The organism is Streptomyces sp. ST2-7A, assembly GCF_021390475.1.
Classification (GTDB): Bacteria; Actinomycetota; Actinomycetes; order Streptomycetales; family Streptomycetaceae; genus Streptomyces.
On sequence record NZ_JAJUWS010000012.1, the window covers coordinates 110,323 to 123,995 of the forward strand.

At 74.6% G+C, this 13,673-nt stretch carries 8 protein-coding genes and 1 riboswitch; of the genes, 3 read left to right on the forward strand and 5 right to left on the reverse strand.

The annotated features are described in order from the left end of the window. Positions 1 to 713: 713 nt before the first annotated feature. Complete coding sequence (locus tag LZF96_RS10115) at positions 714 to 2,015, reverse strand: hypothetical protein (protein WP_233869068.1); 1,302 nt, start codon at positions 2,013 to 2,015, stop codon at positions 714 to 716. A 1,255-nt stretch (positions 2,016 to 3,270) separates the two neighbouring features. Between LZF96_RS10115 and LZF96_RS10120 the strand changes: the two genes are divergently transcribed. Both LZF96_RS10120 and LZF96_RS10125 read left to right on the forward strand, forming a co-directional pair. After that, a complete protein-coding gene (locus tag LZF96_RS10120) occupies positions 3,271 to 4,065 on the forward strand; it encodes a serine protease (RefSeq protein WP_233869070.1) in 795 nt (264 codons plus the stop codon). A 32-nt stretch (positions 4,066 to 4,097) separates the two neighbouring features. After that, positions 4,098 to 4,334, forward strand: coding sequence for a hypothetical protein (locus LZF96_RS10125; protein ID WP_233869073.1), 237 nt, complete (start codon positions 4,098 to 4,100; stop codon positions 4,332 to 4,334). Positions 4,335 to 4,449: 115 nt separating this feature from the next. Here the strand turns inward: LZF96_RS10125 and LZF96_RS10130 are convergent, their stop codons facing one another. From LZF96_RS10130 to LZF96_RS10145, 4 genes are all read right to left on the reverse strand, one after another. After that, on the reverse strand, positions 4,450 to 5,055 hold the full coding sequence (locus LZF96_RS10130; protein ID WP_233869076.1) for an NAD(P)H-dependent oxidoreductase: 606 nt from the start codon (positions 5,053 to 5,055) through the stop codon (positions 4,450 to 4,452). A gap of 136 nt (positions 5,056 to 5,191) precedes the next feature. Beyond that, on the reverse strand, positions 5,192 to 6,820 hold the full coding sequence (locus tag LZF96_RS10135; RefSeq protein ID WP_233869079.1) for a precorrin-2 C(20)-methyltransferase: 1,629 nt from the start codon (positions 6,818 to 6,820) through the stop codon (positions 5,192 to 5,194). Next, positions 6,817 to 7,443: a precorrin-8X methylmutase gene (locus LZF96_RS10140; protein WP_233869082.1), complete on the reverse strand. Its 627-nt coding sequence runs from the start codon at positions 7,441 to 7,443 to the stop codon at positions 6,817 to 6,819. The genes LZF96_RS10135 and LZF96_RS10140 overlap by 4 nt, the downstream gene beginning before the upstream one ends. Positions 7,444 to 7,610: 167 nt before the next feature. Continuing rightward, positions 7,611 to 9,557, reverse strand: a complete 1,947-nt coding sequence (locus tag LZF96_RS10145; RefSeq protein ID WP_233869085.1) for a hypothetical protein — start codon at positions 9,555 to 9,557, stop codon at positions 7,611 to 7,613. Between the two features lie 115 nt (positions 9,558 to 9,672). Beyond that, a riboswitch (cobalamin riboswitch) is annotated at positions 9,673 to 9,747 on the forward strand. 51 nt (positions 9,748 to 9,798) lie between these two features. Here LZF96_RS10145 and cobN point away from each other — a divergent pair. After that, positions 9,799 to 13,566, forward strand: coding sequence for a cobaltochelatase subunit CobN (cobN, locus tag LZF96_RS10150; protein ID WP_233869088.1), 3,768 nt, complete (start codon positions 9,799 to 9,801; stop codon positions 13,564 to 13,566). Positions 13,567 to 13,673 lie beyond the last annotated feature (107 nt).

The following is a 13,673-nucleotide window of genomic DNA, read 5'->3' on the forward strand; positions in this document are numbered from 1 at the left end:
GTTTTTTGCAAGAAGCGGGAACTCGGACATTTCGTCTCGTCCGGGGCTCCTGAACATCCGCATGGACACCACCGTAACCGGTTCCACCGACGCCGACCCGCCCCGTGGCACCCCCGAAAAGGGCGGGACAGGGTCGGCCGGGGGTGTTTCCCGGCTCGTGGGGCCCGCCCGTGTCCCGATTTGCCCGGCCCGCCGGCCGGTTGACCCGCTCCCCCCGGTGGCGTGGGGCTGCTGTTCGCCGCGCGGGAGGGCTTCGGCCCCCCGGTGCGGGGGACTTCCGTGGTGATCCCCGCCCCGGCCCATCCCCGGCCGTCGATGTCCCTGGCGGGGCGTGCGCAAGCACCGTGCTTCACGGCACGCCGAACCACACAGCGCCCGGATCACCGCGAAAACCTCGAATCACCCTCGGCCGGTCCCCGGCAGTACCCCTCCGGGAACCGCCGGGCCTCCCGGGGGCCGCCGGTGCCGTTCCCGGCAGGGGCCGGCAACAGAGCCGGCAAGCACGGTGCTTGCACCGCGCGGGGCCACGCCGCACCGAAACCACCCCGAAAGGGGCGAAACGCCTTCGGATGGTTCCGGGCAGGGCTACCGGAGGGCGGCCGGGGCCGTTCCCTCCGGGAGGTCGGTCGCCGGGTGGGCAAGCACGGTGCTTGCGCGCCCATCCCTGGCCCGGTCCCCGACCGTGTCGCGGTGGGGCCGGGCAAGGTGGTGGGTCAGGCGGCGGCCGGTTGCCGGGCCATCGCCTCGCGGCAGGCCCGGCAGTGGGTCAGGCCGGATTCGGGGCGCAGCATCACGTTGTGACAGCCCCGGCAGGATGTCGGTTTCTCCCGCCCCGGAGCGGGGGCGGGGTCGGGGGTCGTGATCGGCGCCGGGGCGGGTGTGGGTGGGGGGAGGTGGGCGCGCAGGCGCCAGGCCAGAATGCCCGCCGCCCGGCCGCGCAACACCGTCGGCAACCCCTGACACAGGGCCCGGGCCACCTCCGCCTCACTCATCCCACGGTCCAGCCAGGCCGTGATGCCCGGCGCCAGAGTCCGGCACTCCCGCTCGGAGACCACCAACCGGGGATCACGCCGACGCAGGGCATGGACCACCCGCATCACCGCCGCGTCGAGCGGTTCCACGGCCTCTTCCACGAGCGGTTCCCCCTCCGGGGTTTTCCCCTCCCCGAAATCCTCGTCCCGGATGTTCTTTCGCCCGCCGGTATCGCCGTTCTCCCCGGCGCCGGGAACATTCGGGGCGGCGCTTTTCCCGGAGGCCCGGGAAGGGGAGCGCGGGGTGTTCTCGACGGGCGGGCAGGAAATGCCGGAAGGAACGAAACCCGTGGCCGGGTCCGTCGTCGGGGTCGAAGGCTCGTCGGTCTCGCCCGGAACGGGCGCGGGGCCGGGCACACCGGACTTCGCCGGTCGGGCGGCCCCGGACGGCGGCTCAGCCGACTCGGGTGCCGACTCGGGTGCCGGGGCGGGGGCCGGCTTCGCGGCCGGGCTCATCGGGGCGGGGCCGGGAACGGTGGCGGCGCCGGCCGCCGCCGGGGCCGGGGTCACCGCGAGGGGTTCGGGAACGGCCGGGACCCACTCGACCACCACCGGCGCCGCGACCGTTGCCGGGCGGCGGCGGGCGGCGCGCGGCGGGGCCGTGACCGGTGCCGGGGTGGTGAAGGCCGCCGGTGTCCCGGCGGGGGAAACCATGAGGTCGCGGGGGCGGTGGTGGATGATGGTGCGGGTGGTCCACCGGCCGTCCGGGCCCTGTTCCACGCGGCGTTCCAGGAAGCCGATCTCCTCCAGCTCCCGCAGCGCGCGGCGCATCCGGGTGCGGCCCTCGCTCCAGCGCGCGCACAGCGATTCGATGGTCACCGGGGTGCCCTCGGGTGCCGAGAGGATGTGCATGCCCATCGCGACGGTCAGGCCGATGGTCGCACGGGTGAGCAACTCGTTCGTCAAAACGATGTAGTTCTCGGTGTGCCGGGCGTAAAAGTGGCACACGCCGCCCGCCGGGCGGCTAAAATGGGTCTCAGCCATCGGGAAGGTATCGCTTCCTGATCGGTCAGGCCCTCGGCGGGACGGCAATCCCGCACGGGGGCCGAAGCTTTTTCGGGTTGTGGGGATGACCATAACCCCACCCGGGACCCGGAATCGCCGGAACTACCACGAACGAGTGAGCACCAATTTTTCGTGGACGCCACACCCGCCGCGAACACCGCGCCGCAGGGTGGGTGGGCGGGTGGGTTGTTTCCCTCCCCGTACTTGAAAAGAACCGCAGGAAAACCGACCGGCGGAAAACCGCCTGCCGGTGAACCGACCACCGGCCACCACGACACCGGCCCGCTGCCCACGGTGGTCCCGGCGGGTGGTGCTCGGCGCCGGCACCCACGCGTCGGGGAGCCGTACGCGAAGCCCGCCGGCCGGCGCGTCACTCGCGACGTGGTCTCGAACCGGAGCAGAGACCTTCGAAGTCTTCTCCGGCTGGGAGCGGAGATGGTCCCACCTTGGGGGTGGCCCTCTCCGCAATCACGTGTGACAACGCTCGCATGGACTGCGCTCGGCAGATGGCCATTTGATCATTCCGCCCGGTGTCGCCGCCGACCGATGTGGTCCGATGACGGCCGCCCGGGCCAAGGAGCCCGGTCTCGAAGTCGTTCGGCTCCAGCGACCGCCGGGACCGGCCGCCGGGACCGACCGCCGAGACCGACCGGTCGTGGAGTGGACGCCATCACCGGCCGCCGGGTCGCCTCCGGCACCCGGCGATGAAGACGGCTCGGTCGCGTCCACGGCTCGAGGTCCTCACCCGGGAACGCGCGTCGGATGGCTCCGAGTCGGGTGCCGACCCCACACCTCGGCCGGATGGGAGCGGTATCACATCACCAACCGAAAACCCTCACGAGAACGACGAATTTCGAATTGAGGCGGCAGGGAGACCAGATCCGGAGGGGAGGGGAAAGCCGGCCGAAATGGCGGCAGTGCAAGGGTGGTTGGCGGCATAGCATGCAGAGCGCAACGATGATGCCGCGCGGATCGCGGATCATTGCCCGATCAGACGCCACTACCTTGAGGGGGGAGAGTGCGCTTACTTCGTCGCGCCCTCATATCCACCGCAACAACCACGGCTCTGCTCATTGGATTTCTCGGCACCGCCGCACAGGCCGCCACCGATTCCGCCACCGCTTCGAAAGATCCGTCGACCACCGTCGCCTCCGAAGCCCGGAGCTCCGACGGTGTTCTCGTCGACTCACCGCCGGCCGCTCGGACAGTCGATGAGTACTGGACCGAGGAACGGATGCGCAACGCGATCCCGGTCACGCCTCCGACCGACAGGGTCGGACGGTTCGGGACCGGGAAGTCGCCCGGGTCCGACGGTCCGGCCGGGACCACCGCGCCGGCGGCGCCCACCATCGAAAGCGACGGCTTCTCGCCCACCATCACCGAGTCCGACGCCACGGGGAAGGTCTTCTTCACCCAGCCCGGCGACGGTAGGGACTACGTCTGTTCGGCCAGTGCTCTGAACAGCGACTCCAAGCAGATGGTCATCACCGCCGGTCACTGCGTGCACGAGGGCAGGGGCGGCACCTGGATGCGGAACTGGACCTACGTTCCCCGCTATCGCAACGGAAATCGTCCGCTGGGCACCTTCGCGGCAAAGGAGTACCGCACTTTCAACGGGTGGATCAACAACAGTGATTTCAACTGGGACGTGGCCATGGTGACCACCCACCCGCTCAACGGACGAAAACTCGTCAATGTCACCGGTGGCCACGGTCTCGGTTGGAACTTCTCACGGTCCGAGAACGTCACAGTGCTGGGCTACCCGGGCAACCGCGACAACGGACAGGTCCAGTGGTCCTGCGTCGGGCGCACCGAACGGGTGAGTCTCACCGACGGCCGTATCCAACTCAACTGCAACTTCGGTGGCGGCTCCAGCGGCGGGCCCTGGCTGCACGGTTTCAACGACAGCACCGGCCGCGGCTCCGTCATCGGTGTCACCAGCACGGTCACCGGTTCCGGTTGGAACCGCAGCCCGTACTTCGATAACAGCGTGAAGAGTATGTTCGATGCACAGGGCGGTCGCACCTAGGGTGCCGGTCGCTCCCGGAGAGGTGGTTCGGTATGACATCCGGCACGGCACGCAAAGTCGGGCTGTTGGCCACCACGCTCGCCGTGGTGGTGATCGTGGTGGCACTGCGCTTCGTCGGTAACGACGGCGCCGCCGACGGGCCGGCCGGGCCGGCCCCCGACGACACCATCGGCCACGAGACCGGGCAGAGCCCGAAGGACGTCGAGGACTACTGGACCCCCGAGCGCATGGAGGAAGCGGAACCGGCCCCCATGCCCGAGGACGAGTGACCTCACCGGCATTCCGCCCCCCGGTCGGAGACGGGAGTGTCCCCGGGCGGGAGAGGGGGCGCCGTGATCACCGGGACCGGCCACCCGCGTCCCCGTCCGCTGAGGGGACAAGGGCTCAGGACGGGGGCGGACCGATGGGGTTGGCGGCCAGGGCCCGGGCGACGGCGTGCAGGTTGGCGGCCATGGCCCGCCCCGTGGAGGCGGACCACTCGTGCCCCTCGTCGGTGTCCGTGTAGCTCGGGCCGGGGCCCGGGCCCCGGTTCCAGTAGGTCCACGCCTGGCCGGGGATGGTGTAGCCGATGTCCATGAGCCCGCCGGCGATCTCCGAGATGACGTGGTGGGCGCCGTCCTCGTTACCGGTCACCACCACCCCGGCGACCCGGTTGAACGAGACGGGACGCCCCTCGTCGTCGGTCTCGCTCATCATCATGTTCATCCGCTCCAGCATCCGCTGGGCGATGGAGGAGGGGTGTCCCACCCAGGTGGGGGTGGCGACGACGAGGATCTCCGAGGCCAGCAACCGCTCGTGGACCTCCGGCCACCGGTCCTCCCCGCCGAGATCCGTGCCGATGCCGGGCGGGATGTGGAGGTCGGCCAGCCGGAGACCGGAGACCTCCACGTCCCTCTCCCGCAGGGCATCGGCGACGATCCCGGCCAGACGCTCGGTGTTGGACGGCTCGGGTGAGGGCTTCAGGGTGCAGTTCAGGATCAGGGCGCGCACGGTGCTCCAGACATTCCGGGGAAAACGGACCATCCGGCCCGCGTGCGGAACCGTAGGACCGGCCCCCGGGGCGTCGGAACAGGCACGCCGCCCGACCGCCCGGCACGACCCCAACGGGGCCGCACCGGGCCCCCGATCAGCGGGACGGGTAGCGGCGCGGGGTGTGCACGGCGTCCCCGCCGGGGCGGGGGACGAGGGTGGTCAGCGAGGAGCCGACCAGCAGGATCGTGCGCATGTCCACGTCCTCCGGGTCCAGATCCGTCAGGCGCACGGTGCGCACCCGCTCGGTCGGACCGCCCACGTCCCGGGCCAGCACCACCGGGGTGTCCGGCGCGCGGTGCTCCAGCAGCACCTCGCGGGCCTTGCCGACCTGCCAGGTCCGGGAGCGGGACCCGGGGTTGTAGAGCGCCAGCGCCAGGTCGGCGCCGGCCGCCGCGCGCAGCCGCTCCTCGACCACCTCCCACGGCTTGAGCCGGTCGGAGAGCGAGATCACCGCGTAGTCGTGCCCCAGCGGGGCGCCCACCCGGGAGGCGGCGGCCTGCGCCGCCGTCATGCCCGGCACGACCCGCACCGGAACCCCGGTGTACGGCTCGCGGCAGGCCACCTCCAGGACCGCGCTCGCCATGGCGAACACGCCCGGGTCACCGGAGGAGACCACCGTCACCCGGCGTCCCCGGCGGGCCAGGTCCAGGGCGAACTCGGCGCGTTCGGCCTCCACCTTGTTGTCGGAGGGGTGGCGTCGCTGGCCGGGGCGGACCGGCACCCGGTCGAGGTAGGTGGTGTAGCCGACGAGGTCGTCGGCGGCGGCCAGGGCGCCGCGCGCCTCGGGGGTCAGCCAGCGGGGGCCGGCCGGGCCGGTGCCGACGACCACCACCCGCCCGCGCGGTTCCGTGCCGGGCCCCGCCGGCGCCGTGGAGCCGGCCGTCGCCTCCCCGGCCGGCGCGGTGGTACCGGGGAACGCGGTGTCGGGGGCGGGGGCGTCCACCCGGCTCGGCAGCACCGCCAGGGAGAAGTACGGCACCGAGTCGGCGGCCACGTCGGCGAGGAAGCCGGTCCGCTCGCCCTCCATCGTGGCCCGCTCCACGTACCGGGCCTCCGCCAGCCGGCCGGACGCCTCCAGCGCCCGCCGCACGGTCGGGAAGGTGCGGCCCAGCTTCATGATCGCGACCGCGTCGCCCGCCTCCAGACGGGCCGTCAACTCCTCCTCCGGGAGTGTGCCGGGCAGCACGGTGAGGGTCTCCCCGCCCTCCACCAGCGGCACGCCCAACCGGGCCGCCGCCGCGCCCACCGAGGTCACGCCGGGGATCACCTCGGTCGGGAAGCGGTGGGCCAGCCGCTTGTGCATGTGCATGTAGGAGCCGTAGAACATCGGGTCGCCCTCGGCGAGGACGGCCACGGTGCGGCCCGCCGCCAGGTGGGCGGCCAGCCGTTCGGCGGCCTCCGCGTAGAACTCCTCGATCGCCCCCCGGTAGCCGCCCGGGTGGTCGGTGGTCCCGGTGGTGACCGGGTAGATCAGGGGTTCCTCGATGTGGTCGGGCCGCAGGTACCGTTCGGCGATCGAGCGGGCGATGGACCGCCCCTTCCGCGCGCCGTGGTACGCCACCACGTCGGCGTCGGTGATCACCTCCACGGCCCGGACCGTCAGCAGGGAGGGGTCGCCCGGTCCCAGGCCCACGCCGTAGAGCCGGCCGGTGCCGGTGCCGTCGGTGGGGGCGCCGTTCCCGTCGCCGCTCCCGGTGGGGCGCCCGGCCGTCGACGTGCTCATTCGTCCTCGCTCGCGATCGCGTTGATCGCCGCCGCCGCCATCGCGCTGCCGCCGCGCCGGCCGCGCACGATCAGGTGCTCCAGCCGGGCCGGGTGCCCGGCGAGGGCCTCCTTGGACTCGGCCGCGCCGATGAAGCCGACCGGCACGCCGATGATCGCGGCCGGGCGGGGCGCGCCGTCCCCGATCATCTCCAGCAGCCGGAACAGCGCGGTGGGGGCGTTGCCGATGGCGACGACGGCGCCGTCCAGGCGGTCACCCCACAGGTCGAGGGCGGCGGCGCTGCGGGTGGTGCCCATGAGGGAGGCGAGCCCCGGCACGGGGGCGTCCCGCAGCGTGCAGATCACCTCGTTGTCGGCGGGCAGGCGACGGCGGGTGACGCCCGCCGCGACCATCTCGGCGTCGCACAGGATCGGCGCGCCCACGTTCAGGGCGGCGCGCGCCCGGGACACCACGTCGGGGGAGTGGACCAGGTCGCGGACCAGGTCGGTCATGCCGCAGGCGTGGATCATGCGGACCGCGACCCGGGCGACATCGGCGGGCAGGCCGTCGAGGTCGGTCTCGGCGCGGATGGTGGCAAAGGACTGCCGGTAGATCGCGGCGCCGTCCTTCTCGTAGTCGATCACTGTGGTCTCGTCGCCTCGGGGCCGGGGTCGGGTGGGGGTGCGATCCGCCGGCGGGTGGTCCGGTCCCGGCGTGCGGGTCGGGCCGGCGTGATCGCGGGTCGGGTGCCGGACGCGGTCGGCGCCACGACACGGGGACGGGGACGGGGACGGAAGGTGGGGGAGCGGGGTCAGGGGGAGGCGCCGCGCGCGAGGGCGGCGAGGGCCGTCGCCACCCCGTCCACGGGCAGCGGGCCGGCTGTCGGCGGCGCCGCGCCGGGGAACCCCACCGGCCGTTCCCGGTCGGGGGCGTCGTCGTGCAGGGTGACGCGGTAGCCGTCGGGCTCGGCGAGCACGTCGAGCCACGGGCCGCCGCGCGGCCGGCCGCACCGGCGTGGACAGCCGGACCAGTACACGGGGAGGGCCGCCGGGCCGCGGGGTCGGGTGTGCGCGTGGGCGGCGTCGGCCCGCACATCGGCCAGGGCCCGGCCGCAGCCGGGCCGGCCGGTGCAGGCCCCGACGCCGTGCCACGGTTCGTCGGGGCGCGTGATCAGGCCGGCGGTCGCCGGGTCGCGCGCGACCCGCGCGGCCACGGCCGATCCGGCCTCGGCCCGCGCGTCGGCCGGGGCCCCGCCGCCCACGGCGGGGTCGAGCGGGAGGACGACACCGCGCCAGGGGGTGACGCGCAGTTCGCCGGTGCCCTCGCGCCCGGCGAGGTCGGCGAGGGCCCGGAGTTGACCGGCGGCCAGGGTGCCGAGCGGCGCCAGGACGCAGACGGCCGGAGCCCCGTCGCCGTCCCGGGCCGGCCCCGGCACGGGACGCGGGCCGCCGGCGGGCGGGGTGGGGCCCTCGGCGGCCGGGCCGCCGGCGCCGGGCAGCGGCGCGGGTACGGCGCCGGAAGGAGGACCGGGCAGGCCGGTCGGGAGGGCTTCGGGCAGGGGGTCGGGTCCGGCGGCGGGCGCGGAGCCGGGTGGGGTGTGGGACGGTGGCGCGGGGCCGGCGTCGGAAGGAGAAGTGGGCAGGCCGGTCGGGAGGGCTTCGGGTGGGGAGTCGGGCCCGGCGGCGGGCGCGGAGCCGGGCGGGGTGTGGGACAGCGCGCCGGGCGGGTGTTCGGGTACGCCGGGCAGAGGCGCGGCGGATATGCCGGCCGCCGCGAGGGCGTCGACCAGTCGCCCGGTGTCGGGCCGCGCGCCGGTGGGCAGGTCGGCGACCCGCCAGATCCGCTCCGGGCGCCCGGTGGGGCCTGCGTCCGAGGAGACCGGGGCGGCGCCTTCGGCGATCCGGTCGCCGGTGGTCAGAAAGAGGCGGGCGGCGGTGACGGCCGCCCGCGCGGCGTCCTGCCGACGCACCGTCACCCGGGCGTCGGTGCCCAGCGCGAGCCGCCACCGGTCGGCGGGAGAGGCGGCCGGACCGACCAATCCCGCGCCGGCCGATCCCGCCTCGACCGGTTCCGCGCCTGCCGATCCCGCGCCTGCCGCAGTGCCCGCCTCGGCCGTGCCCGCGCCGGCCGTGCCCGCGCCGGTCGATCCCGCCTCGACCGGTTCCGCGCCGGCCGATCCCGCGCCTGCCGGGTCCGCGCCGGGACCACCGGGCGTCGCGCCGGGACCACCGGGCGTCGCGCCGGCGGGGGTCGCCGACGCGACGAGTGTCACATCCGCCTCCAGCGTCGCCACGTCCCCGCGCCCGTCGTCCACGGCGAACAGGAACCGGCCCGACAGCCGGGCCGCCGTCGGGTCCGCGCACAGCGCCCGGTCCAGCTCCCGGGCCACGGCGTGCACGCCTGAGCGGGCACCCGCCAACGGCGTGGCCACGATGTTCCGCGCCCGCTCGTGGGCGTCCGAGGGCAGCAGTCCGGCCGCCCGCAGCCGACTCGCCAACACCGCCCCGCAGTCCACCGGCAGGGCTCTGAGCTGCATGTTCCCGCGCGAGGTGAGGTCGATCCGGCCGTCGCCGAACTCCTCGGCCAGGTCGGCGAGGACCCGCGCGGCCGACGTGTCCAGCAGCCCGCCCGGCAGCCGCACCCGGGCCAGCGCGCCGTCGTCGGCGGCGTGCAGTCGCAGCGCGCCGGGGCAGGCGTCATCGCGCCGACGGCCGGACGGTTCCTCCCGGTTCGGCACGGTTGCGGGGCGGGTGGACATGCCGGCGAGCATACCCGGGGCCCCGCCGGGGCGTACTCCCCACCGGGGGCCACAGCGCATACGATGACCGGCGGCGGTCCGCCCGGATCGCCGACGCCGGCGACGGCGATCCGGGGAGGAAGCCGGTGGGAATCCGGCGCGGTCCCGCCACTGTGAATCCGGCCACACCGGCCGGGTGAGTCAGGAACTCCCGCCGTCGCCACCGCCCGGGGCGAGGACCTCGAGGAAGGCCGGCCGCAGCATGCTCCTGCTCCTGTCCACGTCGGACACCGATCTGCTCAGCGCCCGTGCGGCCGAAGGCCCGGTGCCCTACCGATTCGCCAACCCCTCCCGGCTCCTCCTGGAGGACCTGGACGAGCTGTTGGAGGGCACCGAACTGGTGGTGGTCCGCCTCCTCGGCGGACTGCGCGCCTGGCAGGAGGGCGTCGACAAGCTGCTCGCCGGCCCCCGCCCGGTCGTCGTCCTCACCGGCGAACAGGCCCCTGACGCCCAGTTGATGGCCGCCTCCACCGTGCCGGTGGGCATCGCCGCCGAGGCGCACGCCTACCTCGCGCACGGCGGCCCCGTGAACCTGGAACACCTGGCCCGTTTCCTCTCCGACACCGTGCTGCTCACCGGTCACGGCTTCGACCCGCCCGCCGCCGCCCCCGCGTGGGGCGAGTTGGAGCGGGAGCCCCGCCCGGACGCCCCCGATCTGCCGGCCGACGCCCCGATCGTCGCGGTGCTCTACTACCGCGCCCACCAGATGAGCGGCAACACCGCCTTCGTGGAGGCGCTGTGCCGGGCGGTCGAGGACGCCGGCGGCCGGCCGCTGCCGCGCTGGGTCGCCTCGCTGCGCGCGCCCGAGGCCGAGCTGATCGCCGAACTGCGCACCGCCGACGTGGTGGTGACCACCGTGCTCGCCGCCGGCGGCACCACCCCCGCCGACGCCTCAGCCGGCGGGGACGACGAGTCCTGGGACGCGGGCGCGCTCGCCGACCTCGACGTGCCGATCCTCCAGGCGCTGTGCCTGACCGGCTCGCGCGCCGACTGGGAGGCCAACGACGAGGGCCTCTCCCCGCTGGACGCCGCCACCCAGGTCGCCGTGCCCGAGTTCGACGGCCGGCTGATCACCGTCCCCTTCTCCTTCAAGGAGGTGGACGCCGAGGGCCTGCCGTCGTACGTGCCCGACCCCGAGCGGGCCGGCCGGGTCGCCGGGATCGCGGTGCGCCACGCCCGCCTGCGGCAGATCCCGGCGGCGGACAAGCGCCTGGCGCTGGTGCTGTCCGCGTACCCGACGAAGCACTCCCGGATCGGCAACGCCGTCGGCCTGGACACCCCCGCCAGCGCGATCGCCCTGCTGCGCCGGCTGCGCGCCGAGGGGTACGACATCGGCCCCGATCCCGACGCCCCGGAAGCCGCCGGGCCGGGCGCGGAGGAGGGCCCGCTGCCGGGCCTGGCCTCCGGCGACGGCGACGACCTGATCCGCGCCCTGATCGACGCCGGCGGCCACGACCGGGAGTGGCTGACCGATGAGCAGCTGGCCCGCAACCCGGTGCGTGTGCCGGCGGCCGACTACCGCCGCTGGTACGCCGGGCTCCCGGCCGAGCTGCGGGAGTCGGTCGAGGAGCACTGGGGTCCGCCGCCCGGCGAGATGTTCGTCGACCGCAGCCGCGACCCCGAGGGCGAGATCGTGCTCGCCGCCCTGCGCCGGGGCAACCTCATCGTGCTCATCCAGCCCCCGCGCGGTTTCGGTGAGAACCCCATCGCGATCTACCACGACCCGGACCTGCCGCCCTCGCACCACTACCTGGCCGCCTACCGCTGGCTGGCCGCGTCCCGTGCCGAGGGCGGTTTCGGCGCCGACGCGATGATCCACCTCGGCAAGCACGGCAACCTGGAGTGGCTGCCCGGCAAGAACGCCGGCCTCTCCGCCGCCTGCGCCCCCGACGCCGCGCTGGGCGATCTGCCGTTGGTCTACCCGTTCCTGGTCAACGACCCGGGCGAGGGCACCCAGGCCAAGCGCCGGGTGCACGCCACGCTCATCGACCACCTCGTGCCGCCGATGGCCCGCGCCGAGTCCTACGGCGACATCGTCCGGCTGGAGCAGCTCCTCGACGAGTACGCGCAGATCTCCGCCATGGACCCGGCCAAGCTGCCGGCGATCCGGGGGCAGATCTGGACGCTGATCCGGGCCGCCCGCCTGGACCACGACCTCGGGTTGGAGGAGCGCCCCGACGACGACGGCTTCGACGACTTCCTGCTGCACGTCGACGGCTGGCTGTGCGAGGTGAAGGACACGCAGATCCGCGACGGCCTGCACGTGCTGGGCAACGCGCCGACCGGCGAGGAGCGGGTCAACCTGGTGCTGGCGATCCTGCGCGCCCGGCAGATCTGGGGCGGCACCACCGCCCTGCCGGGGCTGCGCGAGGCGCTGGGGCTGGACGAGTCCGCGCCGGGTCGCACCGAGGCCGACCGGGTGGAGGAGCTGGCCCGGGCGCTGGTGCGGGGCATGGAGGACGCGGAGTGGGAGGCGTCGGCGGTGCCCGGCGTCATCGACGCCGTGATCTCCGGCGCCGACCCGGCGGCCGGGGACGCGGGTGCGGGTGCGGCGGCCGGTCCGGCGACCGGGGACGGCGCCGACGCGGCCGACGCGCCGGCGGGGGTGGACCGCGAGGCGCTGGTCGGCGTCCTGGAGTTCGCCGTCCGCGAGGTGGTGCCCCGACTGGCGGGCACCGTGGACGAGTTGGAGCACACCGTGCGCGCGCTGGCCGGGCGGTTCGTGCCCGCCGGGCCCTCCGGCTCCCCGCTGCGCGGCCTGGTCAACGTGCTGCCCACCGGCCGCAACTTCTACTCCGTGGACCCCAAGGCCGTGCCCAGCCGGCTCGCCTGGGAGACCGGTCGCGCCCTGGCCGACTCCCTGCTCGAGCGCTACCGCGCCGACCACGGGGAGTGGCCCGCCTCGGTCGGCCTGTCGCTGTGGGGCACCAGCGCGATGCGCACCGCCGGCGACGACATCGCCGAGGCGCTGGCGCTGCTCGGTGTGCGCCCGGTGTGGGACGACGCCTCGCGCCGGGTCACCGGCCTGGAGCCGATCCCGCTCGACGAGTTGGGCCGCCCGCGCATCGACGTGACGCTGCGGATCAGCGGCTTCTTCCGCGACGCCTTCCCGCACGTGGTCGGCCTGCTGGACGACGCGGTGCGGCTGGTCGCCGGACTGGACGAGCCGGACACCGACAACCACGTGCGCGCCCACACCCGGGCCGACCTCGCCGAGCACGGCGACGAACGCCGGGCCACCGTCCGCATCTTCGGCTCCCGCCCCGGCACCTACGGCGCCGGCCTGCTCCAGCTCATCGACAGCCGGGACTGGCGCACCGACGCCGACCTCGCCGAGGTCTACACGGTGTGGGGCGGCTACGCCTACGGGCGCGGCCTGGACGGGCGGTCGGCCCGCGAGGAGATGGAGACGGCGTACAAGCGGATCGCGGTCGCGGCGAAGAACACCGACACCCGCGAACACGACATCGCCGACTCCGACGACTACTTCCAGTACCACGGCGGCATGGTCGCCACCGTCCGCGCGCTGCGCGGCGGCGAGGCCCCCGAGGCGTACATCGGGGACAGCACCCGCCCGGAGACGGTCCGCACCCGCACCCTGGTCGAGGAGACCTCGCGGGTCTTCCGGGCCCGGGTGGTCAACCCGCGCTGGATCGAGGCGATGCGCCGCCACGGCTACAAGGGCGCCTTCGAGCTGGCCGCGACCGTCGACTACCTCTTCGGCTACGACGCCACGACGGGCGTGGTCGCCGACTGGATGTACGACAAGCTGACGCAGGCGTACGTGTTGGACCCGGAGAACCGGAAGTTCCTCCAGGAGAACAACCCGTGGGCGCTGCACGGCATGGCCGAGCGGCTGCTGGAGGCGGAGAGCCGGGGGATGTGGGCCGAGCCGGACCGGGCGACCCTGGAGGAGCTGCGCCGGGTGTTCCTGGAGACCGAGGGCGAGCTGGAGTCCGAGGACGAGTGAGCCCCGACGGGTGAGCCGTACCGCCCGGCCCCGGTTCCCAACCCGTCGGGGTGGGAACCGGGGCCGGGTCGTGTCGCGGCGGGAAGTGTCCTCGGCTTCCTCGAATC

Bases quoted from the DNA above. Each gene is read 5' to 3' on its own strand.
- LZF96_RS10125 (WP_233869073.1), top strand. From the start codon at position 4,098: ATGACATCCGGCACGGCACGCAAAGTCGGGCTGTTGGCCACCACGCTC.
- LZF96_RS10120 (WP_233869070.1), top strand. From the start codon at position 3,271: ATGCGCAACGCGATCCCGGTCACGCCTCCGACCGACAGGGTCGGACGG.
- LZF96_RS10145 (WP_233869085.1), bottom strand. From the start codon at position 9,557: ATGTCCACCCGCCCCGCAACCGTGCCGAACCGGGAGGAACCGTCCGGC.
- LZF96_RS10135 (WP_233869079.1), bottom strand. From the start codon at position 6,820: ATGAGCACGTCGACGGCCGGGCGCCCCACCGGGAGCGGCGACGGGAAC.
- cobN (WP_233869088.1), top strand. From the start codon at position 9,799: ATGCTCCTGCTCCTGTCCACGTCGGACACCGATCTGCTCAGCGCCCGT.
- LZF96_RS10115 (WP_233869068.1), bottom strand. From the start codon at position 2,015: ATGGCTGAGACCCATTTTAGCCGCCCGGCGGGCGGCGTGTGCCACTTT.